Annotated in this window: 33 protein-coding genes; all 33 read left to right on the top strand. The window is 36.8% G+C overall.

The window, feature by feature from the left end; genetic code table 11:
- Window positions 1-142: 142 nt before the first annotated feature.
- The 33 genes from LFX25_RS20085 to LFX25_RS19930 all read left to right on the top strand — a co-directional run bounded on the left by LFX25_RS20085 (window position 143) and on the right by LFX25_RS19930 (window position 26,578).
- Entirely contained in the window at window positions 143-1,147 is a 1,005-nt protein-coding gene (locus tag LFX25_RS20085; RefSeq protein ID WP_238732001.1) for a patatin-like phospholipase family protein, read from the top strand.
- 516 nt (window positions 1,148-1,663) lie between these two features.
- Entirely contained in the window at window positions 1,664-2,701 is a 1,038-nt protein-coding gene (locus LFX25_RS20080) for a tyrosine-type recombinase/integrase (protein WP_238731999.1), read from the top strand.
- A 300-nt stretch (window positions 2,702-3,001) separates the two neighbouring features.
- Entirely contained in the window at window positions 3,002-3,490 is a 489-nt protein-coding gene (locus LFX25_RS20075; protein WP_238731998.1) for a hypothetical protein, read from the top strand.
- Between the two features lie 264 nt (window positions 3,491-3,754).
- Entirely contained in the window at window positions 3,755-4,033 is a 279-nt protein-coding gene (locus LFX25_RS20070; protein ID WP_238731953.1) for a type II toxin-antitoxin system RelE/ParE family toxin, read from the top strand.
- A gap of 11 nt (window positions 4,034-4,044) precedes the next feature.
- Complete coding sequence (locus LFX25_RS20065) at window positions 4,045-4,332, top strand: HigA family addiction module antitoxin (RefSeq protein ID WP_100755623.1); 288 nt, start codon at window positions 4,045-4,047, stop codon at window positions 4,330-4,332.
- A 246-nt stretch (window positions 4,333-4,578) separates the two neighbouring features.
- Window positions 4,579-5,415: a Shedu anti-phage system protein SduA domain-containing protein gene (locus tag LFX25_RS20060; protein WP_238731997.1), complete on the top strand. Its 837-nt coding sequence runs from the start codon at window positions 4,579-4,581 to the stop codon at window positions 5,413-5,415.
- Window positions 5,416-5,689: 274 nt separating this feature from the next.
- Window positions 5,690-6,235 (top strand): hypothetical protein, encoded by a 546-nt coding sequence (locus tag LFX25_RS20055; protein ID WP_238731931.1) that lies wholly within the window; start codon window positions 5,690-5,692, stop codon window positions 6,233-6,235.
- 297 nt (window positions 6,236-6,532) lie between these two features.
- Window positions 6,533-6,778, top strand: a complete 246-nt coding sequence (locus tag LFX25_RS20050; protein ID WP_135595075.1) for a CopG family ribbon-helix-helix protein — start codon at window positions 6,533-6,535, stop codon at window positions 6,776-6,778.
- Between the two features lie 2 nt (window positions 6,779-6,780).
- Window positions 6,781-7,200 carry a putative toxin-antitoxin system toxin component, PIN family gene (locus LFX25_RS20045; RefSeq protein ID WP_238731932.1) on the top strand — a complete coding sequence of 140 codons (420 nt, stop codon included), beginning with the start codon at window positions 6,781-6,783 and terminating at the stop codon, window positions 7,198-7,200.
- A 237-nt stretch (window positions 7,201-7,437) separates the two neighbouring features.
- A complete protein-coding gene (locus LFX25_RS20040) occupies window positions 7,438-8,082 on the top strand; it encodes a Shedu anti-phage system protein SduA domain-containing protein (RefSeq protein ID WP_238731960.1) in 645 nt (214 codons plus the stop codon).
- Window positions 8,083-8,417: 335 nt separating this feature from the next.
- The gene (locus LFX25_RS20035) at window positions 8,418-8,900 is read left to right on the top strand and encodes a tetratricopeptide repeat protein (protein ID WP_238731996.1); all 483 of its coding nucleotides are present in this window, start codon (window positions 8,418-8,420) and stop codon (window positions 8,898-8,900) included.
- 26 nt (window positions 8,901-8,926) lie between these two features.
- Window positions 8,927-9,421 carry a RipA family octameric membrane protein gene (locus LFX25_RS21045; RefSeq protein WP_455032237.1) on the top strand — a complete coding sequence of 165 codons (495 nt, stop codon included), beginning with the start codon at window positions 8,927-8,929 and terminating at the stop codon, window positions 9,419-9,421.
- Window positions 9,422-9,922: 501 nt separating this feature from the next.
- Window positions 9,923-10,594, top strand: a complete 672-nt coding sequence (locus LFX25_RS20030) for a putative phage abortive infection protein (RefSeq protein WP_238731995.1) — start codon at window positions 9,923-9,925, stop codon at window positions 10,592-10,594.
- A 311-nt stretch (window positions 10,595-10,905) separates the two neighbouring features.
- Window positions 10,906-11,166, top strand: coding sequence for a type II toxin-antitoxin system RelB/DinJ family antitoxin (locus LFX25_RS20025; protein WP_238731994.1), 261 nt, complete (start codon window positions 10,906-10,908; stop codon window positions 11,164-11,166).
- Window positions 11,163-11,435, top strand: coding sequence for a type II toxin-antitoxin system YafQ family toxin (locus LFX25_RS20020; protein WP_238731993.1), 273 nt, complete (start codon window positions 11,163-11,165; stop codon window positions 11,433-11,435). Before LFX25_RS20025 ends, LFX25_RS20020 begins: the two co-directional genes overlap by 4 nt.
- Window positions 11,436-11,750: 315 nt before the next feature.
- The gene (locus LFX25_RS20015) at window positions 11,751-12,377 is read left to right on the top strand and encodes a hypothetical protein (protein ID WP_238731992.1); all 627 of its coding nucleotides are present in this window, start codon (window positions 11,751-11,753) and stop codon (window positions 12,375-12,377) included.
- A 193-nt stretch (window positions 12,378-12,570) separates the two neighbouring features.
- A complete protein-coding gene (locus LFX25_RS20010; protein WP_238731991.1) occupies window positions 12,571-13,614 on the top strand; it encodes a hypothetical protein in 1,044 nt (347 codons plus the stop codon).
- A gap of 226 nt (window positions 13,615-13,840) precedes the next feature.
- Window positions 13,841-14,698 (top strand): hypothetical protein, encoded by an 858-nt coding sequence (locus LFX25_RS20005; protein WP_238731990.1) that lies wholly within the window; start codon window positions 13,841-13,843, stop codon window positions 14,696-14,698.
- A gap of 225 nt (window positions 14,699-14,923) precedes the next feature.
- Complete coding sequence (locus LFX25_RS20000; protein WP_238731988.1) at window positions 14,924-15,931, top strand: hypothetical protein; 1,008 nt, start codon at window positions 14,924-14,926, stop codon at window positions 15,929-15,931.
- 296 nt (window positions 15,932-16,227) lie between these two features.
- Window positions 16,228-16,473, top strand: a complete 246-nt coding sequence (locus LFX25_RS19995) for a CopG family ribbon-helix-helix protein (protein ID WP_135595075.1) — start codon at window positions 16,228-16,230, stop codon at window positions 16,471-16,473.
- The gene (locus LFX25_RS19990; protein ID WP_238731932.1) at window positions 16,473-16,892 is read left to right on the top strand and encodes a putative toxin-antitoxin system toxin component, PIN family; all 420 of its coding nucleotides are present in this window, start codon (window positions 16,473-16,475) and stop codon (window positions 16,890-16,892) included. The genes LFX25_RS19995 and LFX25_RS19990 overlap by 1 nt, the downstream gene beginning before the upstream one ends.
- Before the next feature lie 238 nt (window positions 16,893-17,130).
- Window positions 17,131-17,556 (top strand): hypothetical protein, encoded by a 426-nt coding sequence (locus LFX25_RS19985; protein ID WP_238731987.1) that lies wholly within the window; start codon window positions 17,131-17,133, stop codon window positions 17,554-17,556.
- Between the two features lie 45 nt (window positions 17,557-17,601).
- Window positions 17,602-18,078 carry a nucleoside 2-deoxyribosyltransferase gene (locus LFX25_RS19980; RefSeq protein ID WP_238731986.1) on the top strand — a complete coding sequence of 159 codons (477 nt, stop codon included), beginning with the start codon at window positions 17,602-17,604 and terminating at the stop codon, window positions 18,076-18,078.
- 315 nt (window positions 18,079-18,393) lie between these two features.
- The gene (locus LFX25_RS19975) at window positions 18,394-18,759 is read left to right on the top strand and encodes a type II toxin-antitoxin system RelE/ParE family toxin (protein WP_238731985.1); all 366 of its coding nucleotides are present in this window, start codon (window positions 18,394-18,396) and stop codon (window positions 18,757-18,759) included.
- On the top strand, window positions 18,743-19,072 hold the full coding sequence (locus tag LFX25_RS19970) for a helix-turn-helix domain-containing protein (RefSeq protein ID WP_238731984.1): 330 nt from the start codon (window positions 18,743-18,745) through the stop codon (window positions 19,070-19,072). Before LFX25_RS19975 ends, LFX25_RS19970 begins: the two co-directional genes overlap by 17 nt.
- 257 nt (window positions 19,073-19,329) lie before the next feature.
- The gene (locus tag LFX25_RS19965; protein WP_238731983.1) at window positions 19,330-20,535 is read left to right on the top strand and encodes a hypothetical protein; all 1,206 of its coding nucleotides are present in this window, start codon (window positions 19,330-19,332) and stop codon (window positions 20,533-20,535) included.
- A complete protein-coding gene (locus LFX25_RS19960) occupies window positions 20,492-21,481 on the top strand; it encodes a hypothetical protein (protein WP_238731982.1) in 990 nt (329 codons plus the stop codon). Before LFX25_RS19965 ends, LFX25_RS19960 begins: the two co-directional genes overlap by 44 nt.
- 325 nt (window positions 21,482-21,806) lie before the next feature.
- The gene (locus LFX25_RS19955; protein WP_238731981.1) at window positions 21,807-22,055 is read left to right on the top strand and encodes a ChpI protein; all 249 of its coding nucleotides are present in this window, start codon (window positions 21,807-21,809) and stop codon (window positions 22,053-22,055) included.
- Entirely contained in the window at window positions 22,042-22,383 is a 342-nt protein-coding gene (locus LFX25_RS19950; protein WP_238731980.1) for a type II toxin-antitoxin system PemK/MazF family toxin, read from the top strand. Before LFX25_RS19955 ends, LFX25_RS19950 begins: the two co-directional genes overlap by 14 nt.
- Window positions 22,384-22,600: 217 nt before the next feature.
- A complete protein-coding gene (locus tag LFX25_RS19945; protein WP_238731979.1) occupies window positions 22,601-23,716 on the top strand; it encodes a hypothetical protein in 1,116 nt (371 codons plus the stop codon).
- Between the two features lie 232 nt (window positions 23,717-23,948).
- Window positions 23,949-24,677, top strand: a complete 729-nt coding sequence (locus tag LFX25_RS19940; RefSeq protein ID WP_238731964.1) for an esterase/lipase family protein — start codon at window positions 23,949-23,951, stop codon at window positions 24,675-24,677.
- A gap of 242 nt (window positions 24,678-24,919) precedes the next feature.
- The gene (locus LFX25_RS19935; RefSeq protein WP_238731978.1) at window positions 24,920-25,693 is read left to right on the top strand and encodes a hypothetical protein; all 774 of its coding nucleotides are present in this window, start codon (window positions 24,920-24,922) and stop codon (window positions 25,691-25,693) included.
- A 216-nt stretch (window positions 25,694-25,909) separates the two neighbouring features.
- Window positions 25,910-26,578 (top strand): hypothetical protein, encoded by a 669-nt coding sequence (locus LFX25_RS19930; protein WP_238731977.1) that lies wholly within the window; start codon window positions 25,910-25,912, stop codon window positions 26,576-26,578.
- Window positions 26,579-26,815 lie beyond the last annotated feature (237 nt).

Genomic DNA, 26,815 nt, shown 5'->3' with positions numbered 1-26,815 from the left:
AGTTCCCACAGAGTTCCGGTTTTGGGACAAGTTCTAAACGGAAAAGGGAAAATCGAACGATTTCCAAAGCGAATAATTTCTTTCCAGAAAGACGGGCTCCGCTCGACAATGGTTCCATCAGGATCCGGAGAAAGAAAAAGAAATGCCTCCCGTTTTAGACGACTCGATCGCATTTGAACGAAAACAAGAAGCCCCGAACGCCATCGAAGAAGCCTTTCAAGGACTTTGGCTTGAAGACGAAATTTGTTTTGCGATCGCCGGAGGAGGTTGTAAGGCGTTTTACGGATTGGGATTCGGCCACGAAATGAAAAGCTGGGGGCTTAAATTCCGGGAAGTATCCGGGGTTTCCGCTGGAGCGGCTATGGTTCTTTGTCTTCTTTGCGGAGACGAGGAAGAATGTGTGGCCTTTTTCGAAAACATCGTCCGTAAAAATCCTGCGAACTTTTATTTCAGTCGACTTTTCAAAGGGGAAAGGGCGTTTCCGCACGAGGAAATGTATCGGAAAACGATCCGATTCGGAATGGACTTTCAAAAGATCATTAAGTCCGGAACGAAAGTATTCATTCACACGTTACGCGCCATTCCCAAAGAGGATTCTTTCAAGAATAAGTTCCGTTTGGCGAGGCTGATCGCCGAAACCGCAAAGGCGTTTCTGGAGGACGAACGGGATCGTCTCCGCGGACTCAACACCGAAAGAATGCAGAGAATTCTCCGAAATTGGAATATGAAAGAAGTCTTATTTACGGAAAAGGACTTCGAGAACGAACAAACGGTCGAACAGATCATTCTCAATTCTTCCTCCGTACCGCCGATCGTATCCGTGCAAAGTCTCGGAAAAGAATATTATTTCGACGGAGGATTGACGAACAACCTTCTGCTCGAAGCGTTTCCTCCCGATAAAAAGACGATCGGAATCTACTACGAACCCACGACGATCATAGGGAAGGATCCGAAATTGCTCGAACGTTGTTTTTTACAGATGCCTTCCGAACCGTTGCCGATCACTTCTTTCGATTATACCGATCCGATCGGAGTCAGAAGGGCGTACGAACTCGGGAAACAAGATGCACGCTTGAACAAGGAAAAAATTTTCGAATATCTCAAGCGAGACTGGGCTAAGGCTTTCTCATCCCTGAAATCGAAATAACATTCCGTTTTTAGAATATTCTTTCTTGGCGCGCCCGGACTTCGTGACGCAGCGGCTTTACCGCCACTTTGATATTTGTAGTAGTGGTTGTTGCCCGATTCATGATCAGAACAGCAAAGCCGTTCTGTCCGAAAAAAACGATGACGAACGTTCTTTGTCCTATTCTCCCGCTTATCCTCCGTTTTGCAGGAATTTTGAAACCGAGTTCGCATTCCTATCTGCGGATGGAAATTTCTCGTGCAATTTCCGCGAAGAGCGGGCTGATCCAAACGCCAGACTTCGGAAAGAATCCAATATTTTATACGCCTTAACGTCACTTTTCGTTCAAAATGATTCTGAATTTCAGAGATATGAAAAATGAAAGCAATCTAGGTCGGAAAATGTGTCGGAATCTCCTTGACGTATACTACAGCGCATCTATTTTTTCAAAACCATGTGACCGACCCGGCGAAGCTGTACCTTCCCTCAATCGCAAAAATAACTATACATATATTTAGTATTTCGTAATCTTTCCTCATGCATTTCATCTTAGAAAAACGAGGAAGATTTCTTTTTGTCCGGCATTCTTACGATCCGGAGGCATATGCGTTTGTCCGTCGTATTCCCAAGGTTAAATGGGATCCCGTAAAGAAACACTGGATTCTCCCTTTTTCCGATGAGCTTCTGGAGAAATTCCAAGGATTCAAAAATTGTAAAGTTTCCCTTATGGGCGAGTTGGCGCTTCGAGATTGGATCAAAAACCTAAGGATGCGGAATTCGTCTCGAAGAACGATTCAGTCGTATTATTCGAACGCGGTCTCATTCTTGCGCTGGATCGGCAAGGAACCGAAAGACGTTCTGAAAAAGGACGTTCATTCTTTTTTAGAGTTTTCCTTTCTGCAAAAGAAACTGAGTCCCGCGACGATTACGGCGCGGATTCAAGCGTTGAATTCTTTATTCGGCGCCTATCTCGGTAAACCTTGGTTCCGAGATTTACCGAGACCGAAACGGGAACGAAAACTTCCGGATATTCTTTCCACATTCGAAGTTTCTAATATTCTCGAAGCGACGCGGAATCCGAAACACAAACTTCTCCTTTCGTTTTGTTATGCCAGCGGATTAAGGGTCAGTGAACTTGTTAAACTTCGACCGGAAGATATCGACGATAAAAGAAGAACTCTTAAAGTAAGACAAGGTAAAGGAAAGAAGGATCGGTTTACGATGTTATCGCAGGCGTGCACCGTTCTCTGGAAAGAATTCCGCGATAAGTTTCCGTACGAAGACTGGGTATTTCCGGGACAGGACGCTTCCAAACACTTGCATATCCGTTCAGCCGAAAGAATCTTCGAGATCGCCAAGGAAAAAGCAGGGGTCAAAAAAGCAGTCAGCATTCACAGTCTTCGTCACGCGTTCGCGACTCATTTGCTCGAAGCAGGAACGAACATCAAACACATTCAGTTTCTTCTCGGTCATAAAAGCGTGAAGACTACCGAGATTTACACCCGTGTCAGTCAGATTCGTCTGACAGAAGTGACCAGCCCTCTCGATCTCTGGTCCCTAAAGCCGGAAGGTTGAAGGAAGTTTGAACCCTCGGAATGACCCGAGCGCGCGGTTGACCTTGACGACTGTCGCATATCCGGATACTGTGGGCGTTTATACGACACTCGCACAGGCGATTTATAGTCTACAATCAGCTAGTTTGAGTTATACGCCATAGGCAGAAAAAATATTATAAAGATATTTTTTTTAAAAAAATCATAAAAAATGCAATAATATATATCATTAAAAATACTCTATGAATCTAATGATTCTTTAAGTTTTAGAATAATCTTTCAAAGATGGGCCTATCCGTTTTTATTATTTAAGAAAAACATCATGAAATATATCATATTTCTCATATTATCAATTCTTCCATATTTAAACATTTTATTAGCAGAAGAATGTCAGAGGGGAGAACCTGTCGCAACCCTCAGTTCTAATTTTCCTATAAAAATTAGATCTACTTTTTCAAATCAAAAACAAATTTTTACTGAATCCTTTACTTTCAATAATCAACAATTCATCATTATTGAGAATAAAGGATGTGAAAATTATTGGATTGAATATACTTTCAAATTTCCCATTAATAACAAGATAGATTATTATTTGGAAATTCAAAAATCACTTTCAATAATCGAGAAACACAACGAATCTAGCATAAATATTGCAAAAATTCTAAGCATACTCAAAAAATCTAATGAAAAAAATATCATAAACAAAGATATAAGTTTATCGAAAAATGAATTCGGTGAATATTTTACATTAACAAAAAACAAAGATAAAAAAGAAATAGTTTATTCAATTTCAGCGGTCATAGGGTTGTAAAGCCTACGGCGTATAACTTCGTCTCCTCGCTCCGTTCGGGATCACTCATGCAACCCTCACTCCGGCCTCCGGCACATTGCTTTGTCACTTCGGTTCGCGAGACGGCGCTAAGGCGCCTCGAACCTCGTGCCAAGTCCGGCGCGCTTAAAGCGCTTGGACACGCAACGTCGAGGAGACTCTTTCGTTAGGCGACAGTTTGGCAAATTTGGATTTAAATCATTAAATTGTTTGACATTGTAACCTATTGGGTTACAATGGAGGCGATTGATACTTTCATTTAAACATAAAGGTTTAGAGCAGTATTTTGAAACCGGCAGTAAGAAAGGAATTCAACCGGATCACGCAGGTAAGTTAGGTAGAATTTTAGATAGATTAGACGCTTCATTAAATCCAAAGGATATGGATTTACCTTCATTTAAATTGCATCAACTTAAAGGTAAGGAGCAAGATCGATGGTCGGTCTGGGTAAATGGAAATTGGCGTATTATATTTGAATTCGAAGGTGAAAACGCAATCTTAGTCGATTACGAAGATTATCATTAGAAGTAACTATTATGAATAAAAGAAAACCAACGCATCCAGGGGAAGTATTATTGGAAGACGTAATCAAACCATTGGGTTTGACTATTACAGAAGCGGCAAAAGATTTAGGGATATCACGTAAAACACTTTCTGAGATCGTCAATTCCAAAAGTTCAATTACTCCTGAAACAGCAATTAGGATTGCATTAGCGACTAATACTTCTCCCGAAAGTTGGCTTAATATGCAGACTAAATTAGATTTATGGAATGCTTTACAAGATAAACCTAAGAATGTGATTAAATTTCCAATTTCTGCTTAGGTATGATTTTAAATACAGCCAAACCGATCGCCTAACTTCGTCTCCTCGCTTCGTTCGGAATCGCTAATGCGATCCTCACTACGGGCTAAAGCCACATTGCTTTGTCACTTCGGTTCGCGAAACGGCGCTAAGACGCCTCGAACCTCGTGCCAAGTCCGGCGCGCTTAAAGCGCTTGGACACGAAACGTCGAGGAGACTCTTTCGTTATGCGAAATGTAGCAACTTATCTGTCCCGGAGTAAAAGTTATGATATATAAATGGTCTCTTCTTAATAGTGATAAAAAGATTCTTAAAAAAATAAAAGCAGAATGGAACGAGCATTTAAAGAATAAAAAACTGACCGAACATGATTACCATAAATTTCTCAGTGAACATGCGGGAATTATCTTAGCTCCAGACGATTTCAGTTATATGGTCTTATCGAAGATTAAACTTGCGGATGATTACGAAGTGGATTTTGTAACGATTGAGGATATGCGCAGTAATGGTATGTGCTATAATTTAATAGAAATAGAATCGCCGCATTCTCCACCCTTTACAAAAGCTGGGAAACCTTCGGATAGATTAACGACTGCGCTTCAGCAGATTGATGATTGGAGATTTTGGATTAAAGAAAATAGAGAAAAGTTTAAAAGATTGTTTCCGAACGAAGCTTACAAAGTTTTTAAGGGCCATTTAAATTATTCATTTACTATTTATATTGGAAACCGAGAAAATTCTGAACCTTTCTTAGAAAAAAGAAATGAATTAGCTTATGAAAGAAATGTTTCTATAAGATCGTTTGATAGCCTTGGCGACTACATTGAGTCTAACAGATTTAGCGATTTAGCGCCTGACTATGCAGCTGAAATGACAGAATTCTCTGATGAAATAAGAAATCAACTGGCATCACCATTTTTTAAAGCTACTACTCATTCAAAATGGAAAATATTTTTAAAACAAAGAAAAGGTAATGCGCATATTTTTACATGGAATGCTTCAACAATTGTAAATCTCAGAGAATATAATAAACTCTATTACGACTTTTTAGATAAGGGAATATCCAAAAATAGCATAATATCTCGCTCAGTAAATAAAAAGTAAAGAACTGATAATACACTTACTTTAAAATATGATATTCGATTTAATTTAGGCTACACTTCGCATAACTTCGTCTCCTCGCTCCGTTCGGAATCGCTAATGCGATCCTCACTCCGGGCTAAAGCCACATTGCTTTGCCACTTCGGTTCGTGAGACGGCGCTAAGGCGCCTCGAACCTCGTGCCAACTCCTTCGCGCGTAAGCGCTCGGAGACGCAACGTCGAGGAGACTCTTTCGTTAGGCGAAATGATGCAATTTTTTACAGGAAAACATGTTTTATGATTAAGAAAATACTAATACTTTTAGCAGTCTGTTATGCTCAAATTGGCTTTGCACAGGATCTACCGCTTACCGTTGAGAAATACAAAATTCACATTCGTGGCGTTGGTAAAATTCTTATTGGTATGAGTGTTGTTGAAATTGAAAAAGTGACAGGTCAAAAATTGAAAATAGAAGAGGATCCGTTAGTAGAGCAAAATTGCGCTTTCTATTATTTCAAAAATTCTACTTCTAGCTTGGGCTTTATGTTTACTGGACCTGCTAAAAATAACATGAAACTTGCACGAATTTACTTATACAAGCCAGAGAATGAAACAATTTCTGGCATTAAAATAGGAGATTCATTAGCTAAATTAAAAAGTGTATATAAAGAAAAGTTAGAAGAAACGCGCGGGCATTATACAAACTACTTGGAATATACTTATAAGCCAGTGGATAAATCAGATAAAAATTATGGAATTATTTTTGAGACAAATAATAAGAATATTACATCAATTAGTGTTGGAAGATATCCCGAATTAAATTTAGTAGAAGGATGCTTGTAGTGTATTTTGCATCACTTCGCCTAACTTCGTCTCCTCGCTTCGTTCGGGATCGCTCATGCGACCCTCACTCCGGCCTCCGGCACATTGCTTTGTCACTTCGGTTCGCGGGACGGCGCTAAGGCGCCTCGAACCTCGTGCCAACCCTTCGCGCAGATGCGCTTCAGGGACGCAACGTCGAGGAGACTCTTTCGTTATACGCAATTGCGGGGGAGACGCCACATCCATGTGGCGAGAAGTAGGGGCGAAAAGGATGAAATTAGGTTGACAAGCATACAATCATTGTATATTATTTAGATTATGAATCAGACTGTTAATATTTCCTTTGAAAAAGCACTTTTAAAAGAAATCGATAAAATTGCAAAGAGGGAACACAGGTCCAGGTCAGAATTGATTCGTGAAGCCGCTAGAGCGTATATTGAGAAAAAAACTAGATGGCAAGCCATCTTTGACTTCACTTCAAAAGTTACTGATCGAAGTAATATTTCTGAAAAGGATGTTTTTAATGAAATTAAATCCGTTAGAAATAAAAGAAATGCTTCTTAATAATGTTGAAGGTATTATTAGATACTAATATTTACATCTCTGCTATTTTATTTAGAGGAAAACCAAGGCTTGTTTTCCAAGATTTAATTGATGAGGTTTTTACAGGATATATTTCGAAAGAAATATTAGCTGAGATTGAATCTACACTCTCTAAACCAAAATTCAAACTTGATGATAATTTTATTCAGATTGTTTTATCTGAAATCAGAGATATTACTGCGCTTGTTAAAAATAAACCTATTCAAGATTATTTAGAGTTAAGAGATAGAGATGATTATCACATTCTGGAGTCTGCTTTTGCAGCAAAAGTAGACTATTTAATCACTGGAGACAAAGATTTATTAACTCTTCAGAAAATTAAGAACTTTAACATCATTACTCCAGATGAGTATTTAAGTATTAAAGTAAGAAACGAAACTTAATTCAGCGACATCCGTGTCGCGAAATTCCGCAACTGCGTATAACTTCGTCTCCTCGCTTCGTTCGTCACTCACGGTTCCCGCTCGGACTCACTACGGTCTTCGACACATTGCTTTGTCACTTCGGTTCGCGGGACGGCGCCAAGGCGCCTCGAACCTTGTGCCAACTCCTTCGCGCACAAGCGCTTCGGAGACGCAACGTCGAGGAGACTCTTTCGTTAGACGCCATTTTTTGAAAATATGCCTAATAAATTAAACTTAACAAGAAACTTAAAGAAATCCATTGCGACAAATGGAGAGCGGGCAATAACTAAATTTCTAAAAAATAATCCAGATTTAGTGCTTTGGAAATTTTGCTGGACCGGAGGACACACTAAATTCGTTTTAAACGAATTTCAGCTTGGGAACCAATATAAAGTAGATTTCGTTGTTTTACTTTCCTATTCTGGGAATTGGGAAGTGAATTTTATAGAACTTGAAAATACTGAGGACAAGCTAATTACGAAACAAGGTATCCCAACGAAAAGATTAAATACGGCACTTTCGCAGGTTAAGGAATGGAAACAATTTGTTGAAAATAATAGATCGATAGTCCTTCAAGATTTATCCAGAGCCTGTATGAAAAGTGATTTGATTAAATATCATTCTACTGAACTCGAGCCTTCTAACTATTCTGGTCAAAAGCTTAAAGATCCAGATTCTTTCGTGAGATTTACTTACAATATTATAATAGGAAGAAGGGAAAGTATCAATGCAAAAGCTAGGCAAAAAATTAATCAATTTTCTGAGTATGATATTAAGATCATGTCTTTTGATGGTTTTATCGATATTGCTAGAAAAACTGAAGAAAATATTAAAAAACTAGAAAAGCTTAATCGAGAGTAATTAAACATCGTGATTCAAAGAACTAAATATAGATAAACAAAACGGCGTCTAACTGCGGTTTCTCGCGGCGCTTCGAGATCGCTTCGCGACTCTCGCTTGGCCTTCGGCACATTTGCTTTGTCACTCGGTTTGCGAGCCGCTCACTAGGTTCGCTCAAACCTCGTTCCAATCCTTCCGCGCGTTTAGCGCGCTTCAGGACCGCAAACGTCGAGAAACCTACGTCGTTATGCGCTATAAACAAAAATACTTTAAATTCCCAAAATAATGCTTTTAAAAAAAATTGAATTCCAATTTTCATATACAAAAATTTTAACACAATGAAGGATACTTCGATAATGAGAAAATATATCCTATTGATATTTCTTTTAACAACTAACATTAATTCAGACTCATTAAAAAACAGGGAAATTTATACTAGTGAGTGTTCAAAACGAAATATGATTAGCTGTTATAATCTAGGTCATATGTTTCTATATGGCATAGATGGTGAAAAAGATTTAATTAATGCTCAAAAATATTTTACACTGGCCTGCAATTCAAATATTGAAGATGCATGTTTCGGACTTACTCAGATGTCGAAGGACGGACTAGGACCAGAAAACGATCTATATAAATATACGGATTATTTATCTAAACTTTGCCAGAAAGGTGATTCAAACAATTGCGGAAAATTAGGAAATATATTTTACAATGGCAATTTGGTCCCTAAAGATTTAAGTAAGGCACATGAATACTTTAAGAAATCTTGTAATGGTGGAAATGACCTAGGTTGCGCAAAAGTAAAAGTCATTCAAATTGAAATTAATAATCAGCAATAGCAGAATCGCTTAATATAAACGCAAATATGAAACACAAATACGAAGTACTACTAGAAGAATATAAAATTATTTCAAATCAAATAATTCATTGGGACAAACAATATTGGATAAAAAGTAATTTTTTCTTAGCAATAGAATCTTTATTCCTTTCTGGAATCTCAATTTTCCTTTTAAAGGGAGAAATTAATATTGAATTACCTATCATTACAATACTAATCTCTCTTATTGTATTTAACATACTAATTTGCTTAATTTGGAGATTAAGCTGCCTAAGAACGAAGGAATATCTTAATTTAAGATTCAGAAGATCAAAAAAAATCGAAAAGAAACTTGGTCATATTCGTTTAATTAAAATTCACGACAGAGAGAAATTTTTACCTAAACATAATTCTAGCGGACAACAAGAATCATTACTTCCTATTCTATTTATATTTCTTTGGATTATTATAGCAATAATTTCATCCTATACCCATATGCTCCCATTTATCTGTGATTATTGCTACAGAATGAGTTTGCCGTAGAATAATGTTTACAGCGCATAACTTCGACTTCTCGCGGCGCTTCGGGATTGCTATCGCAACCCTCGCTTGGCCTTCGGCACATTTGCTTTGTCACTCGACTTGCGAGACGTTCGCTAAGGCTCACTCAAGTCTCGTGCCAATTCTTCCGCGCGTTTAGCGCGCTCCAGAACCGCAAACGTCGAGAAGTCTCTTTCGTTAGACGCAAGCGCCATTAAAACTACAAAATTTAAAAATATGAAGAATCTTATTAGACACTTTAGAAGTTATTGGAAAGACTATTCTCTGCTTTTGATCGGATTGATTTTAATAAACTATCCATTACTTGAATCTTGTTTTAGGAAGAATGGTTGTAATTTGAAATCGTTTGATGAATACAAACTCACTTTCGAGTCATATGTAACTATCAGCGTATCTTTGTTGACCGTCGTGTTCGTTTTTACGACTTTGAATCATCAGATAAGAGCATCCGAATTACAAAATTTTCAGAATAAATTATTTGAAATGATTGAATTTCATCGAGAAAATGTAGGTGAATTTCAACTTGGTCGGTTTAAAGGTAGAAGTATATTTATTCCTATGTTAAGAGAATATCGAATACTATTACGCATTGTAAAGAAGGAGATCGAGAGACTTCATCTGATTTACAACAATGAAGAAGTTGTAAATATTTCGTACTTAATCTTTTTTTACGGAGTTGGAAAAACTTCTACAAAAATACTCACTAACGCCCTTGCTCGTTATCCTAAGTTTCTCATTAAGAAATTGGTTATAAAGTTACAAAATCCTAAAACCATAAAAAAAGTGAGAAAGAAAAGTAAACTGAGTTATATTCCTTTTCAAGGACATCAATCTCGTTTAGGTCATTACTATAGGAATTTATATGCGATTGTTAAATTTGTTCACTATCAAAGAATAAACATAGATAAATATGAGTACGTTAGAAATATTCGGTCTCAGTTATCAAATCATGAACAAGCATTACTTCTAATTAATATCATTTCTGATATCGGTTTGACTTGGAAAAAGGAATTCTTTTTAGAAAAGTATAGGTTAGTCAGAAATATTCCAAAAGGTTTTTTTAATGAGAGTAAGGAGTTTGATCCGACTCATTATTTGCCAGCCAAATATATGGAATATAATGATATTGAGATACTAAGGGCTAAAATAGGTTAGTTGTCGCCTGCGTCTAACTGCGGCTTCTCGCGGCGCTTCGAGATTGCTTCGCAACTCTCGCTTGGCCTCCGGCACATTCGCTTTGTCACTCGGCTTGCGAGACGGCGCTAAGGCGCCTCAAGCCTCGTTCCAATTCTTTCGCGCGTTTAGCGCGCTCCAGAACCGCGAACGTCGAGAAGCCTATTTCGTTAAGCGAACATGCCGCGATTTATCAGATAATTAAAACCATTTCGTTTGAGTATTTTTAAGGCAAAGTAATGATTGACAATGTATCTCAATTGGGGAACAATTAAATTAAAGGGGTAGTTGTCATGGCAAAAACAGCAATGATTCGGGCGAGAGTTGAAGATAACTTAAAAAAGGACGTAGAAAACATACTCGACCATTTAGGAATTTCTGCTTCGGAAGCTATCAATATTTTCTATCATCAAATTAAACTTAGTAAAGGGTTACCATTTCCAGTTAAACTACCGAATAAAGTAACGCAAAAGACTTTTGAAGCAACTGATAAAAAGAAAGGTATAAAGTCTTTTAAATCTAAAGAGGAATTATTTACGAAGCTGGGAATATGAAATTTAATCCTAGCTTTACAACTCAATTCGATAAAGATATTAAGTTACAGAAAAAACGCAAAAAGGACTTAGGTAAACTTAAAGGAATCATGTCTCAGCTTATCGATGGGATTTCACTGAGTTCAAAGCACAAAGATCATAAGTTAACTGGGAATTATAAGGATCGACGTGAATGTCATATTGAACCTGATTGGCTTTTGATCTACAAGATAGAAGGCAATATAATCATACTCGAAAGAACTGGAACGCATTCGGATTTATTCGATTAATTTTATTCTAACAGAGCGGCACGTCGCTTAACTTCGTCTCCTCGCTTCGTTCGGGATTGCTAATGCAACCCTCACTACGGCCTCCGGCACATTGCTTTGTCACATCGGTTCGCGGGACGGCGCTAAGGCGCCTCGAACCTCGTGCCAAGTCCGGCGCGCTTAAAGCGCTTGGACACGCAACGTCGAGGAGACTCTTTCGTTAGCCGAAATTGGAAGGGATTAATCGAATAAATGAATTATTTTCTGCGTAATTATATAAGACTAATTCCAACATTCAGCCTAATAATAATTTCGGGCTCCCTTGGATCATATGTCATGTGGTTTTGGCTAATCAATGGGTATTCTATTTCTAATAATCCAGATGATTGGGCAAAATTAGGTGATTACTTTGGAGGAGTTACAAATTCAATATTTACTTTTTTGACACTTATCACCGTTGTAATAACGCTATATTATCAGAGAAAAGAATTAGCATTAACAAGAAGAGAATTACAAGCATCCCGCAAGGTTGCAATTCTCCAGGAAGAATCTCTAAAGTCACAAGCAAAAGCACAACATCAAACCGTTTTCGAATCAGCCTTCACGCAAATGATTGAAATACATTTTAAGCTCCTTGATTCATATCAAACAGGCGGTTATAGCGGTAGCCAATATTTTAATAATTGTTTATCAAACAGCGTAACTCAATTTACTAATTCACCCGCTGATGGTATCTTGAATAGTCTTGATCGAAGAATGCATCGTCATTTATTTCACCTTGCGAGTATAATTGATCTTATTGATGAACATTCATTTGGCATGTTAGATGATCAAAATCGATTTTTCGGGGTTCTATATAACATTCTCAGCGAAGATCTTTTACAATATATTAAAATTGCGAAAAAGACCGAGCATTATCAAAAAATACAAAAGCAATTAAATAGGATTTCCAACTTCGGCTAACTTCGTCTCCTCGCTCCGTTCGGGATCGCTAATGCGACCCTCACTACGGGCTAAAGCCACATTGCTTTGCCACTTCGGTTCGCAAGACGTTCGCTAAGGCTCACTCGAACCTCGTGCCAACCGCATCGCGCAAAAGCGCTTGCGGCCGCAACGTCGAGGAGACTCTTTCGTTAGGCGCAATTAAGGTAAAATTATGAGTATTCAAGAATCAAAGAATTTAATTGAAAAAGTAAAAGAAATTTTCTCCAGCGATGAATTTGCAACTTTAATAAATGTAGCTAAAGATTTACATGATAGGAAAAAAGATTTTGAGAAGTCCTTAATGCAAAATCTTAATACAACTTTTACTGGAGCGGATTATCAGAAATCAATAACAAAAATCTTGAACGCTCAGCTCAATGGTTTTTCGTCCTACAAAATTGGTAGAAGAATGCAAAGCATAGATAATTTACTTGATCAATATGCTTCGGTCACTTCGCAGCAACTTTTAGATGGAGTACATAGACTTAAAGAAAGTTCCGAAAAAGTAGTCGATGCTTTTGAAAAATTAAAATTTTCCGCGCAGAATAATATTATTAATATTTATGAGAATATTAATGAATTTTATAAAAGCTATGAATATCTTGACGGTCAGTTACAAGTTATTTCAATTATTGAAGAAGATCTGATTGCTAATAAAGTAGAAGGGTCGGAAGAAGAAGATAGATTAAAATTAAATTTTGAGAATAATAACTATTCACTCGATGAGCATGTGAATTTATGTAAAATGCTCATCGACGCGTATACTTTTAGCTGTGCATTATATTCGATTAATGTAACTACTTATCCGCTTAAAATTAAGACATATTACTCAGGATCGGATACATTTGACTTAATTGGTGCAAAGCCTGCAATTGGAGTTGTCTCTAAAATTCTTGATAAGACAACAGACTATTTTTTTGCAAACTATACCGCCGACGGAGAATATGCAAAGATTAGCGGGCAATTCGATGATGTAATTAAAAAATTAGACCTAGTTGAACAGTTAAAAAAAGACGGCGTTGATTCAATGGATGATGTCTCTGAATCCCTTAAAAATAGCGCTATCCAGCTCGCACGTAGTTTGGATAAAAACATATCAAAGCAATACAAAGTCTACATTAACGGTAATGAAAAACCTGTCTTTCAAAGACATACTGATTATATTGAATATCAGACTAAGTATCTTCCCGGATCAAATTTCGATCAATCTGTTTAATACCTTAACTGCGCCTAACTGCGGTTTCTCGCTTCGTTCGAGATCGCTCATGCGACTCTCACTACGGGCTTCGCCACATTTGCTTTTTAACTCAGCTTGCAAGACGCTCACTAAGGTTCGCTCAAGCTGAGTTAAAATCCCTTCGCGCACAAGCGCTCCGGGAACGCAAACGTCGAGAAACCTGCGTCGTTATGCGAAATGAGTAAAAATTCACAGGAGATACCAAATGAATGAAAAAAAAATTGTAACACTTAAGGAACACTTCAAAGACATAATATCCGACAAACAAGGGCTCATAAAAAAATCGGTAATACCTATTTACATTATGAATAAATCAAAGGTTTATCAATTGGGTTCAGCAGTTTTAATCACCTTAGATAGTAAATATTTTTTGATCTCAGCCGCCCATGTCTTAATGGATAATGGAACTGAATATTATGCGCCATATCTTGGTGATATTTATAAAATTTCAGGCGTTATAACGGGAGTCTATGTAGAAGAAATAACGAAAAGAAAAGAAGATAAATATGATTTTGCAATATTAGAATTAGATGAAGTTTGTCTTAATGGTCTGAAAAATGATTATGAATTCTTGACATTAGCGAATATTGACATAGATCACAAATTTGATTTAAAGAATTTCTATTCCGTAGCGGGATTTCCAGGTGAGCATAATAATAAGCTTATTGATAATGACCAGAAAAAAATTAAAAGTATAATATATTTTATATTCGATCATCCAGAATTGGACAATCATATCTACTCAGCTATAAAAGCAGAAAAACACGCGCATTTATTAGTGAAATATGACATTGATAATGTAGCAAATGAAGAAAATATTCCATGTATAGGAATCACCCCACACGGTATGAGCGGAGGAGGAATATTTTGGATTTCAGATATCATTACCGAAACTAAAAATAGCAAAAAGCTAGTTGCTGTATCTATAGAATATCATAAAAAACAAAACGTAATTATGGGAATTAGGATACATGTAATACTGGAAGCTATTCGGCAATTACATGATGTTAAATTTCCATTTGATATCTCAACATTAACACAGGTAAAGATTTATTTCAAATAAAAACTCACTTCGCATAACTGCGGTTTCTCGCGGCGCTGCGAGATCGCTTCGCGACTCTTGCTTGGCCTTCGGCACATTTGCTTTTAAACTCAACTTGCAAGACGTTCGCTAAGGCTCACTCAAGTTGAGTTTAAATCCCTTCGCGCGTAAGCGCTTCGGGAACGCAAACGTCGAGAAACCTGCGTCGTTAGACGACATGCAAATCAAATTTTCAAGGAGAAAGTTATGACTCAGGAAATAATAGGTCCAGATTCTGGAGTAGAGACGAAGTTTGTATCATTTGGCCCACCGACACAGCCAACGAAACTAACTGTTCAACAATACCAATCGATTTATAATGAAATTACAGGTAAAACTGAAAAGTTATCGTTATCAAGCGATGATGCCTTTGTTCTTACAGAAGGAGAGTTGGATCAATTAAATAAAAAAATAATTCAAACATTTGAACAGTATAATGTTATTGCCGGTAACTGCAATATAACACTATTTCACAAAGATTCGATTGATGAGTATTTCAGCAGTTACGAGAGATATTGTGGCTATAATAAGACTAACAATAATCCAATTACACGTATCATTATTGTCTATAATTTTTCAGTGCTACTGCCACAAGTAGATAAAACTCAAAATTATAAAATTACTATTAATCTTAGGTCTGGGGTTCTTGCCAAGTATGATATGCCTATGAAAGTTCCCAAAGGAATTTATAAAATATTTGGACTTGAAACTGCCCGGGTCGATATCGAATACATTGATTATTTATTAGCAAAGACATTTTCCACTCATATTAAAGATTGGATTGAAGGTTTGGAAAAAGTTGAGACGACTTCCCTTGGAAATTTTATGCGGAAATACTCTGAATGGAGTCTCCCTTTATTTAAGTATTTGTTAGGAGCTTCAGCAGCTCTCTCTATTTGGATATTTTTTAAAAGCTATAAAATATATATCCCAAATATTTCTTTAGATTTTGTAGCTATTTTTATTCCAATAGTTATAAGCTTTTTATATATTTCGCTAAGAGTTGGGATGAGAATCGGATTTTTTATTGAGAATTCCATCGAAGATACGGGAGCGCAATCGTATATCAGAATCAATAAAGGGGATGATAAATTATTTTCGTCAAACGAGAAAGAAAGAAAAAATTCAACTCGGAAAGCTATTGCTGGAATTATTTTCACTTTTGTACTCGGTATTCTTTCGAGTATTTGTGCGAATTTAATAAACTCACCTTAATTTTGATTATGCACGTCGTCTAACTTCGTCTCCTCGCTTCGTTCGGGATCGCCATGCGACCCTCACTACGGTCTTCGACACATTGCTTTGTCACTTCGGTTCGCGGGACGCGACTAAGGTCGCTCGAACCTCGTGCCAACTCCTTCGCGCACAAGCGCTTCGGAGACGCAACGTCGAGGAGACTCTTTCGTTATACGCAATTGCGGGGGAGACGCCACATCCATGTGGCGAGAAGTAGGGGCGAAAAGGATGAAATTAGGTTGACAAGCATACAATCTTTGTATATTATTTAGATTATGAATCAGACTGTTAATATTTCCTTTGAAAAAGCACTTTTAAAAGAAATCGATAAAATTGCAAAGAGGGAACACAGGTCCAGGTCAGAATTGATTCGTGAAGCCGCTAGAGCGTATATTGAGAAAAAAACTAGATGGCAAGCCATCTTTGACTTCACTTCAAAAGTTACTGATCGAAGTAATATTTCTGAAAAGGATGTTTTTAATGAAATTAAATCCGTTAGAAATAAAAGAAATGCTTCTTAATGTTGAAGGTATTATTAGATACTAATATTTACATCTCTGCTATTTTATTTAGGGGAAAACCAAGGCTTGTTTTCCAAGATTTAATTGATGAGGTTTTTACAGGATATATTTCGAAAGAAATATTAGCTGAGATTGAATCTACGCTCTCTAAACCAAAATTCAAACTTGATGATAATTTTATTCAGATTGTTTTATCTGAAATCAGAGATATTACTGCGCTTGTTAAAAATAAACCTATTCAAGATTATTTAGAGTTAAGAGATAGAGATGATTATCACATTCTGGAGTCTGCTTTTGCAGCAAAAGTAGACTATTTAATCACTGGAGACAAAGATTTATTAACTCTTCAGAAAATTAAGAACTTTAACATCATTACTCCAGATGAGTATTTAAGTATTAAAGTAAGAAACGAAACTTAATTCAGCGACATCCGTGTCGCGAAATTCCGCAACTGCGTATAACTTCGTCTCCTCGCTCCGTTCGGAATCGCTAATGCGATCCTCACTACGGTCTTCGACACATTGCTTTGCCACCTCGGTTCGCGAGCCGGCGCTAAGGCGCCTCGAACCTCGTGCCAAGTCCGCGCGCTTAAAGCGCTTGGACACGCAACGTCGAGGAGACTCTTTCGTTAGGCGAAATGCCAAGTAAGGTTAAAAAATGAATAAACTATTTAATATCAATTGGGAAAAACAAGAGCAGTATTCAGATGAGAATGGGCCGATTTATGTTTTTATTCACAAAGATTTTGGAATTTTGAAAGTTTCTGAATATGCTTTGTTCGGAAGTAAACAAATTCCTGAAAATAATGATTATATTATTCAATCGATTTTGAGAGAATATTTTCTCAAAAAGCAAAACCTGATTATATGTATAGAAAGCGAAAAACTAAAATATACTAATTACGCTAAGTCTATTTGTAAAACGTTAGAAGAAATCCAATTGGAGTTTCCCAAAAATATTATCGATAAACAAACTAGGACATTACTAAACCTTAAACGGATACAGTCTGATTATGGAAAATTTATCACTGAAATAAATGGATATGATTGTTTCTCTAGAGATAATTATGAGACTATCTTCTGATTAAATATTTTATATGAAAAAAAATTCATTTTTAGCGGAGTAAGGTTGTCGGGGGCCGGCCATCTTACTATACATTCTGGCGGAATTAGAATTGAAGAAAGAGGATGGATAGAAATTGAAGAAATCGAAAAGCCATCTTTTTCAAAGCAAGCATTTGTTGCTATGTGGTTTGATCCAAAAATGGATAAATCGTACCTTGCAATTGAAATGGCTTGTAAAGCAAATGGTTTCGATGCATTTAAAATCAGCGGGAAAGAACATAACAATGAGATTTCGGGAGAAATACTAAGTGAAATCAAAAAAAGCCATTTTTTAATTTCTGAAGTTACTGGTCAAAGGCAAGGCGTTTACTTTGAAGCTGGATTTGCCCTTGCGCTGGGATTACCCGTAATCTGGTGTTGCAAAAAAGATGAAATAGATAATGTGCATTTTGATACTAGACAATATAATCATGTTGTTTGGTCAGATGAAAACGATTTATTTGAAAAGTTAAAAAATCGAATTAAAGGTACTATTAGCTAACTGATGGCACTTCGCCTAACTGTGGTTTCTCGCTTCGTTCGGAATCGCTAATGCGATCCTCACTACGGCCTCCGGCACATTTGCTTTTAAACTCAGCTTGCAAGCCGTTCGCTAAGGCTCACTCAAGCTGAGTTTAAATCCCTTCGCGCACAGGCGCTCCGGGAACACAAACGTCGAGAAACCTGCGTCGTTAGGCGAACATTTTTGCCAAGGCTTCTCAGATTTATTTCGCCGCGTCCATGCGGCGATTAAAATAACGATTTTCTAAAGGTTTAGCGATTGACAATACCCTATTAAATAGGGACAATTGATTTATTGAAGAGAATATTTATCCACCTTCCAGATTTTGATCAATTTTGGAAGAAAGCAGGACTTAAAGATGAAGAGTTAAAAGAACTCCAAGAGTTTCTATTAGAAAATCCGAAATATGGCCCGGTAATTAAAGGCTCTAACGGAATCAGAAAAATACGATGGAAAAAGAAAGGAATAGGTAAAAGTGGGGGAATACGAATCTTTTATTTGGATATTGAAGAATTTTCTGTATCATTCTTAATAACACTTCTGGAAAAGAACGACAAAGAGAACCTTTCAAAGAAAGAACTTACGATCTTAGCGGATTTAGTAACTTCACTAAAAGAACTAATTCAATCCAAGAGAGAACGACATGAAAAAAGAAAGTAGCAAACTATTCAATAGTCTTTCCAAAGGACTTAATGAAGCCATTGAATACACGACAGGCAAAAAAGTTCCAGGTGTCAAAGCGCAGATTATTGAGATTCAAAAATTACCAACTTTTAAAGGTAAAGAAATAAGAAATATCAGGACCAATTTACATCTGACTCAAAATACTTTTGCTCAAGCCTTAGGTGTATCCACTAAAACAATTGAAGCTTGGGAATCTGGAAAAAATATTCCACAAGGTCCAGCTCAAAGAATGTTATTCATTCTTAAAAATAATTCTAAAGCATTGAATATTTTAGGGATTAAAAATTAAAAACGCCATCCTTGGCGTAATTTGTTTGTGCAACGGCAAAAACGTCGCCTAACTTCGTCTCCTCGCTTCGTTCGGGATCGCTAATGCGACCCTCACTTCGGGCTAAAGCCACATTGCTTTGTCACTTCGGTTCGCGGGACGGCGCTAAGGCGCCTCGAACCTTGTGCCAACCGCGTCGCGCCAATGCGCTTGCGGCCGCAACGTCGAGGAGACTCTTTCGTTAAGCGCCATGCAATAATTTTTTGAAAGAGTAAAGAATGAACAGTAAATTAAAAAAACTTATTACAAATGCGATTACCCAACCTAAAAGTTTTAATTTTTGGGGTCACACTTTAATTTCTCAGTATATACGAGAACTCAAAGCTAAGGACTCGCAGATTCCAATTGCTTATAATAAAAGCATATATGAGCAAAATATAATAAGGTGGGTGGAAAATAACGATTCGAATTTGGACATTTTCTTAAGATACAATAAGGTTTTTGAGGGAGATAGAAACAAGACAACAACGTTACTCAAGCTATCTGAATCCAAAGATAAATTTCTAAGTGGGCTTATCAAAAATTTTGCACCTTTAGATTATGATCCTGTTGGCATGGGTAACTGGCAGAATCCAAAATTAATATTTGCAGCGCAAAATGATACAGAATTTGAATTTTGGTTCTCAATAAAGGCCGAAAAGCTTTATCCAGAAAGAATAGAAATTGCTAGTTTACCGTCGAAAACCGTTACAGTAATAGAAGAATATATTAAGGGGACAAATCCAAATTTTGAATCTTTAGAAGAATTGGTCGCATCATATGCTGTTCATTCTCGTATTATAAATATTGTCAAAGTGAATAAAGTATCTGGGAACCTATCGTTTTCAACAGATCAACCTAAGCTTGTCGATCCAGATTTGGACGAAAAAACGATAATTTCTCCGGAAAATAGGCTTAACAATTTTGTTCAGCAGAGTTTAGAATTGCTCAATGTCAAATCTCCTGAAGCCGTTCACGATGAAATTAAAAATAATCTCCGAATTTCTCGTGGATCTGTTTCAAAGATTAAAGCTTTGTCCGATGGTAATAGTATCATTATTCCGTATAAACATGAGCAAAAGTATCAGGGTGGAGAAGTCACCGAGAAAAATTCTAATACTTTTGAAAATTATACTATACAAATGATTAGGAAATCAGTTAAATCGTTTTATGAAGAAAATTCCACATTTGAAGGCTTTTTTCTGGCGAATCCTCAACTAGACGCCGAAAGAAGCGGGCACATTATTAAGGTACTAACGAATGACCAAGAAATAGAGAGAACGGCTACAGGGTTTTTCTTTTGCATCGTTAATAGGAATGGTCATGTAGAAATTTCTAAAGTTTTCGTTAATTCGGCTTTAGGATCTCTCAGAGTTGCTCCAGAAAAAGGAGGATTAGAAAATGCAAGATTCTATGAAGAATTGGATAGAATTTTTTCGGAATAAAGCGATTTCCGATATTGATATTCCCGCTTTAGAAAGGATTCACTCGCTATTATCTAACTATTATACTAAATCTTATGTTTTGCCCAATGTAATCTTTAATATTCTAAACGGAAATTTTACATATTTTTGCAATGTAATTAAAGCGTTAACGGAAGCGAATATTATTTCCTATTCTCCTAACTGTCCAAATTGCGGGGATCCATTAGATTTTCTAAATGCCAAATCAAATATTAGTGAATGCGAAAAATGTGGAACTGATTTCGAATATACCGATATCGAAGATTCTATACTAATATTGATCGATGGTCGAGGAATTTCCGTTCTTAACGAAGCGTCTTATGAGTTAAATGCATTGATCCTCTCAAAGCAGGCCTTACAAAGAGGAACTATTTTTTATTTATTATGCGATATAGAAGGTTCTGAGACACTTCAAAAAAGTAGTTCGATTCTATATAATAGTTATATAAGGCAATTGTGGTCAAATTATTTCCCATCTTCATTGAGAAATTGTAATAAGGCTTACTTACCGTTAATGGCAAAAGGCGACGCATCTATAATTGCCTTTTTAGATATTCAAGATGCGTTCCAATTCATTAAGGTTTTATCTAAGCAAATTAACGGAAAAGAATTTAAATTAACTATTTATTTGGATAAGATAGATTATACCCCTGAAGACTTTTCTGGATTTGTTCGAACCCTGGACAATAAGTGGGATTTCAATTCAGAAAATGTAACTTTGTTCCACAGGAGAGCTCATTCTATTAAACCAACATCTTGGAAGAACGTTAGTAATTATTCGATAAAAGTATGCTTATTAGATAATCTAACGAGCAGTAAGAGAAATATTGAAAGGAATTTGAAATATAGTTATGCAGAAGAAGGTTATTCTTTTGAAAGTAAGCATAATGAAAAATTTACTGGCAAAATTATAAGTTACGCAATATAAATGCACAGCGCTTAACTACGTCTCCTCGCTTCGTTCGCGACTCACGGTCCCCGCTCGCGCTCACTACGGCCTCCGGCACATTGCTTTGTCACATCGGTTCGCGCGCCGTTCGCTAAGGCTCACTCGAACCTTGTGCCAACCGCGTCGCGCATAAGCGCTTGCGGACGCAACGTCGAGGAGACTCTTTCGTTAGACGAAATGCCCTAAGCTTAATTTGATTTTGAAGAGCGGTAAAGGTTAAAAGAAAAATCTATTTTTAGAATTTAGGATAAAAAATCACATATTTTGAAGTTGACATTGGTATTACCAAGGTTATACCACTAATATGAAAACTGCAATTTCAATTCCGGATGAGTTATTTAAGACCGCTGAGAAAACAGCAAAAAAACTTGGAATACCTCGAAGTCAGCTTTTTGCAAAGGCATTAGAAGAATTTATTCAATCCCATAGTAAAGAATCTGTAACTGAGAAGTTAAATAAAGTTTATAGCAGTAAATCCAAAGAGCTTAAAAGCAATATCGCAGATTTATCCGTAGAGTTACTGCGTAAGAGTTTAAAAAATGATTCGTGGTGATATCTGGTGGGTAGACTTAGGAATTCCATTCGGAAGTGAACCTGGATTTAAGCGACCTGTTTTGATTATTCAAGATGATTCTTTTAATCAAAGTAATATTAATACAGTAATATCGATTGCGATTACATCGAACTTAAATTTATCTGATGCTCCTGGCAATGTTCTGATTAGTAAGAAAGAATCCAGCTTATCAAAAGATTCAGTAGTGAACGTGTCTCAAATTGTGACTTTAGATAAAGAGAGATTCATTGAACGGGCGGGAAAGCTTAAATCAAGTAAGATTAACGAAGTTGAAGCAGGCCTCAAGTTAGTTACAGGCTTAAATTAAGGGCACTTCGTCTAACTGCGGTTTCTCGCTTCGTTCGTCACTCACGGGTTCCCGTTCGGACTCACTTCGGGCTTCGCCACATTTGCTTTGTCACTCGACTTGCGAGCCGTTCGCTAAGGCTCACTCAAGTCTCGTGCCAATCCCTTCGCGCACAAGCGCTCCGGGAACGCAAACGTCGAGAAACCTACGTCGTTAGACGACATCGCTAGGATTTATTATGAAAATAGTTTACTTAGACCAAAATATTTACGGAGAATTTATTTCAAAAAAAGATAAACTATGCACGTCTCTTTACGATAAACTATGCACTCTTGTTAAAAGTAGAAAAATAATTGTTCCTTTTTCAGTTTCACATATTCAAGAAACAAAAAATAGAGCTAAAGCTGAATCAATTAAAAAAGAGCTTTCAATTATCAATAAACTAAGTCAAGGAATGATGCTCTATTCTTACGGCAAAAATTGCACTGTTGTATTTAATGATGCATATAACGTTTACGAAAAGCTTCAATTAAATGAGTTTGAATTGGCCCCTGAATTTCAAGAAGCATTACGAATTTATGAAAGAAATCGAGAGATTTTTCATAGGATAGGCTTTGGCCCTTTAGTGATGAATAATAAATCGTATGAAGATATTTCAAAAGAACTTAACCAGATTTTACAGCATCCAGAAAAATATAGTAAAAAGATTACTCCTAAGGAAATCGTCGAGCTTAAAAACTCTGGAAGTAAAATATTATCATTACTGTGTTCTGGTTCGATTAGATTATTACAGCAAGCATCATCTGATTTTAAAGAATTAAGAGTACAGCTTAAAACGATGACAAGGAATCATCTTAGAAATAATTCGGAAATAGAGGATCTATTTGAATTAGTAAAACCAGAATATGTTAAGAAAAGTAAGGAATACAGAAATAACATTAACAAATGTCGTGAGCTGATAGACAATTCACTTAAAATGAGTTTAGGCATTTTTCCCAAATCACCCCCTGTTTCCTTATCTTCGCACTCCGAATTGATTGAATATTTCACTGAAACATTATCAATGAATAAGCAATTTCAATTTCAGACAGAAACAGTTATGGTAAGTATTATTGAAATGGCGGGCTACTATCCTGATTCAGAAAAAAGAAAGCGTGAAGTTAAGAAAAAGGGTTTTTTTCTAGAGTTATTTGACATGCCCCATTTTAATAATTCTCTTTTCTGTGATTTCTTCATTACCAATGATCGAGCGTTAGCAAAACGGATAAACGCAGTTTTAAAACATTTGGATAAAAAAAGTCCAAAAATTCTATTTCCAGTCGAAGCAAACGCGATATTGGATTCATTATTCTAATTGCTACGCGACGTCGTCTAACTGCGGTTTCTCGCTGCGCTGCGAGATCGCTTCGCGACTCTTGCTTGGCCTTCGGCACATTTGCTTTTAAACTCAACTTGCGAGACGTTCGCTAAGGCTCACTCAAGTTGAGTTTAAATCCCTTAGCGCACAAGCGCTCCGGGAACGCAAACGTCGAGAAACCTGCGTCGTTATGCGACAATGCCTAAAAAGCACTTATTATAAAAATACCATGACAAGAAATTATTTGATTATCCTCTTTCTTAGTTTATCAATTCCTCTGTTTGCTCAAAAGTTTGAGAAAGCAAAGAATGGAAAATCATTTGATTGCGTTATACTTATTCATGGGTTTTTAAGATCTTCAAAACAGCTTAAAAATATGGGGGATTATTTGACTGATAATAATCTTTTGGTTTTTTACGTGGATTATCCTTCGAGGAGTAATACTATACAAGAAGTATCTAAATCTTATTTATCCCCTATAGTTCAAAATAATTGTATTTCTAAGTTTAATAAAATTCATTTCGTTACTCATTCCGCAGGCGGAATCGTTCTGAGGCACTTTCTTAAAGAGAATAAAATCAAAAGGCTTGGTCGAGTTGTAATGTTGGCTCCACCAAATAAGGGAAGCGAGATCGCTGATTTTCTATCGGGCTATAATTTTGTTAATACCTTGCTTGGTCCGATATTGATGCAACTAAAAACAGATAACTCGAGTTTTGTTAATAACATAGGAACACCGAATTTTGAACTTGGAATTATTATGGGAGATTCGAGCAATGATCCAATTTCTTCAATGATTATTCCTGGCGACGATGATGGTAAAGTTTCGATTGAAAATAGTAAATTGAATTCTATGAAAGAATTTCTACTCGTTGATCGAACCCACACTTTTATTATGGATGGCGTGGAAGTCCAGAAAGCAACGTTGCAATTTATTAAGACTGGAACATTCAAATAGTTGCTTTAATTAATATTAGGCATCATCGCATAACTTCGTCTCCTCGCTTCGTTCGGGATCGCTCATGCGACCCTCACTCCGGGCTAAAGCCACATTGCTTTGCCACTTCGGTTCGCGAGACGGCGCTAAGGCGCCTCGAACCTCGTGCCAAGTCCGGCGCGCTTAAAGCGCTTGGACACGCAACGTCGAGGAGACTCTTTCGTTAGACGCCATGGCTAAAATTGAAATAAAAAGGATAATCTATGAATATTAATCAAATTAAGCGAAGGTTAGAGATATTGTCCACAGCCTTACTTAATTCAGGATTGGATGACGCAAAAAATTCATTAGAAGAAATTTACAATTTTATTTTAGAGAACTCTATCCTATTAAATTATGTGATAGAGAGTAGAGATCGAGAATATTCGGAAGAGGAGCTTTTTGCTGGAAGAGATTGGTCCCGGTACCAAATTCCTGGAAATACAAAAGGCAGAATTGGATTTACTTGGTCATTAATTGAATTCTTCCTTAAAGATCAAGATATGCAATACTGGAATCTTGCTGACCACTATGGAAACGCGTGTGGCGGTTCAAAAGACGTAAGCAAGCATATCCGACCGTTCAATGAGGCCGTCATTATGCCATTTCTCCAGCTTTTGGAAAGCCATTTGATTGATCAATTAAGTTCTGCCGATTCATCAACAACTTCTTCTTCATCAGTATCAATAGGTTACTTAGCTGGAAATCTTCAAATCGCTCAAAATTCTCAAAATATAGCGCAAACTATCGATAATTCGGAGATCTCCAAATTATTTTCTATTATTTTAAAAGAGATAAATTCATCAAGTTTTTCGGCAAAAGAGGAATTAGCGGGGTTAATTGAAGTTTACTTAGAAGATATTGAAAAGATCAATACAAAGCATACGAACTATCTTCAGATGGTGCTAAATAAATTGAAGGATTTCAATGCGATTGTAACGGGATCCACATTTGTTTATAAAGGGATTCAGTATCTCGAGCACATATTAAATTCGTAATCGAAGTTTAGCCACGGCGTCTAACTTCGGCTTCTCGCGGCGCTTCGGGATTGCTTCGCAACCCTCGCTTGGCCTTCGGCACATTTGCTTTGTAACTCGACTTGCAAGCCGTTCGCTAATGCTCACTCAAGTCTCGTTCCAATCCCTTCGCGCGCAAGCGCTCCGGGAACGCAAACGTCGAGAAGCCTCTTTCGTTAGGCGTAATCGGGTAAAACTATGAAAAAAACGAAAAATTTTTCCTGGGATAATCTAAAACTCGAAGAGGATGCTAAAGCATCTTTCGAGATTCTTCTAGGAAAAAACAAATCGGATCTACGGTCAACATTTAGAAATACATATGAAAATATAGATAAGATGATAAAAATCACTCATGATGTTATAATAGCAGCAGAAATAAATAAATGGGATGATATTATAATAATTTGGAACGCAATTGGATATATGTTATACATTTCTTTAGAATCAAAACATGCGATTGAATTATTAACTTATGAGACTGAATTTGATAAGCAACGTTTATATATAAAGAATATAATTAACCTAATTTATGAATCTATTAGTGATTTAGAAAGTTTATTAGGTGGAAAATTATCGAAAGAGTTAATTAAACTGGGGTTAGAAAAAAGAATTTTAAATGATTTAAAGCAGGAAAGAAATAAGATCATAAATTTTAAAAAGTGCTATTTTATCGATCTTCAAAACGTCCGAAATGCTTTCGGGGGCCACAGAGACCACAATTTCATAGAATACAATTCAATCTATCGATCCATTGAAAAGTCCTCTGTAATGAATTTAGTATTCTTATATGATGATATTTTAAACTCGCTTGGAAAACCAATGACAGAAATTATGAATGAGTCATCGAGATTAAAAACGTCTTCTTAGAAATACCCGACTACGCCTAACTGCGATTTCTCGCTTCGTTCGGAATCGCTCATGCGATCCTCACTACGGCCTTCGGCACATTTGCTTTTTAACTCAACTTGCAGGACGTTCGCTAAGGCTCACTCAAGTTGAGTTAAAATCCCTCCGCGCGTAAGCGCTCTGGGAACGCAAACGTCGAGAAACCTTGGTCGTTAAGCGACATTGTGAGAAAAATCACTTTAGAATGAAAGTAGATTA

Origin of the sequence: Leptospira sanjuanensis (assembly GCF_022267325.1) — a bacterium.
GTDB classification, from domain to species: Bacteria; Spirochaetota; Leptospiria; order Leptospirales; family Leptospiraceae; genus Leptospira; species Leptospira sanjuanensis.
Note: the sequence above shows the minus strand (reverse complement) of the source record. Positions and strands in the feature narration are given on the sequence as shown.

What these genes read in the sequence shown, in the direction of transcription:
- LFX25_RS20085 (WP_238732001.1), top strand. Translation starts at nt 143, where the DNA reads ATGCCTCCCGTTTTAGACGACTCGATCGCATTTGAACGAAAACAAGAA.
- LFX25_RS20080 (WP_238731999.1), top strand. Translation starts at nt 1,664, where the DNA reads ATGCATTTCATCTTAGAAAAACGAGGAAGATTTCTTTTTGTCCGGCAT.
- LFX25_RS20075 (WP_238731998.1), top strand. Translation starts at nt 3,002, where the DNA reads ATGAAATATATCATATTTCTCATATTATCAATTCTTCCATATTTAAAC.
- LFX25_RS20065 (WP_100755623.1), top strand. Translation starts at nt 4,045, where the DNA reads ATGAATAAAAGAAAACCAACGCATCCAGGGGAAGTATTATTGGAAGAC.
- LFX25_RS20060 (WP_238731997.1), top strand. Translation starts at nt 4,579, where the DNA reads ATGATATATAAATGGTCTCTTCTTAATAGTGATAAAAAGATTCTTAAA.
- LFX25_RS20055 (WP_238731931.1), top strand. Translation starts at nt 5,690, where the DNA reads ATGATTAAGAAAATACTAATACTTTTAGCAGTCTGTTATGCTCAAATT.
- LFX25_RS20050 (WP_135595075.1), top strand. Translation starts at nt 6,533, where the DNA reads ATGAATCAGACTGTTAATATTTCCTTTGAAAAAGCACTTTTAAAAGAA.
- LFX25_RS20045 (WP_238731932.1), top strand. Translation starts at nt 6,781, where the DNA reads ATGTTGAAGGTATTATTAGATACTAATATTTACATCTCTGCTATTTTA.
- LFX25_RS20040 (WP_238731960.1), top strand. Translation starts at nt 7,438, where the DNA reads ATGCCTAATAAATTAAACTTAACAAGAAACTTAAAGAAATCCATTGCG.
- LFX25_RS20035 (WP_238731996.1), top strand. Translation starts at nt 8,418, where the DNA reads ATGAGAAAATATATCCTATTGATATTTCTTTTAACAACTAACATTAAT.
- LFX25_RS21045 (WP_455032237.1), top strand. Translation starts at nt 8,927, where the DNA reads ATGAAACACAAATACGAAGTACTACTAGAAGAATATAAAATTATTTCA.
- LFX25_RS20030 (WP_238731995.1), top strand. Translation starts at nt 9,923, where the DNA reads ATGATTGAATTTCATCGAGAAAATGTAGGTGAATTTCAACTTGGTCGG.
- LFX25_RS20025 (WP_238731994.1), top strand. Translation starts at nt 10,906, where the DNA reads ATGGCAAAAACAGCAATGATTCGGGCGAGAGTTGAAGATAACTTAAAA.
- LFX25_RS20020 (WP_238731993.1), top strand. Translation starts at nt 11,163, where the DNA reads ATGAAATTTAATCCTAGCTTTACAACTCAATTCGATAAAGATATTAAG.
- LFX25_RS20015 (WP_238731992.1), top strand. Translation starts at nt 11,751, where the DNA reads ATGTGGTTTTGGCTAATCAATGGGTATTCTATTTCTAATAATCCAGAT.
- LFX25_RS20010 (WP_238731991.1), top strand. Translation starts at nt 12,571, where the DNA reads ATGAGTATTCAAGAATCAAAGAATTTAATTGAAAAAGTAAAAGAAATT.
- LFX25_RS20005 (WP_238731990.1), top strand. Translation starts at nt 13,841, where the DNA reads ATGAATGAAAAAAAAATTGTAACACTTAAGGAACACTTCAAAGACATA.
- LFX25_RS20000 (WP_238731988.1), top strand. Translation starts at nt 14,924, where the DNA reads ATGACTCAGGAAATAATAGGTCCAGATTCTGGAGTAGAGACGAAGTTT.
- LFX25_RS19995 (WP_135595075.1), top strand. Translation starts at nt 16,228, where the DNA reads ATGAATCAGACTGTTAATATTTCCTTTGAAAAAGCACTTTTAAAAGAA.
- LFX25_RS19990 (WP_238731932.1), top strand. Translation starts at nt 16,473, where the DNA reads ATGTTGAAGGTATTATTAGATACTAATATTTACATCTCTGCTATTTTA.
- LFX25_RS19985 (WP_238731987.1), top strand. Translation starts at nt 17,131, where the DNA reads ATGAATAAACTATTTAATATCAATTGGGAAAAACAAGAGCAGTATTCA.
- LFX25_RS19970 (WP_238731984.1), top strand. Translation starts at nt 18,743, where the DNA reads ATGAAAAAAGAAAGTAGCAAACTATTCAATAGTCTTTCCAAAGGACTT.
- LFX25_RS19965 (WP_238731983.1), top strand. Translation starts at nt 19,330, where the DNA reads ATGAACAGTAAATTAAAAAAACTTATTACAAATGCGATTACCCAACCT.
- LFX25_RS19960 (WP_238731982.1), top strand. Translation starts at nt 20,492, where the DNA reads ATGCAAGATTCTATGAAGAATTGGATAGAATTTTTTCGGAATAAAGCG.
- LFX25_RS19955 (WP_238731981.1), top strand. Translation starts at nt 21,807, where the DNA reads ATGAAAACTGCAATTTCAATTCCGGATGAGTTATTTAAGACCGCTGAG.
- LFX25_RS19950 (WP_238731980.1), top strand. Translation starts at nt 22,042, where the DNA reads ATGATTCGTGGTGATATCTGGTGGGTAGACTTAGGAATTCCATTCGGA.
- LFX25_RS19945 (WP_238731979.1), top strand. Translation starts at nt 22,601, where the DNA reads ATGAAAATAGTTTACTTAGACCAAAATATTTACGGAGAATTTATTTCA.
- LFX25_RS19940 (WP_238731964.1), top strand. Translation starts at nt 23,949, where the DNA reads ATGACAAGAAATTATTTGATTATCCTCTTTCTTAGTTTATCAATTCCT.
- LFX25_RS19935 (WP_238731978.1), top strand. Translation starts at nt 24,920, where the DNA reads ATGAATATTAATCAAATTAAGCGAAGGTTAGAGATATTGTCCACAGCC.
- LFX25_RS19930 (WP_238731977.1), top strand. Translation starts at nt 25,910, where the DNA reads ATGAAAAAAACGAAAAATTTTTCCTGGGATAATCTAAAACTCGAAGAG.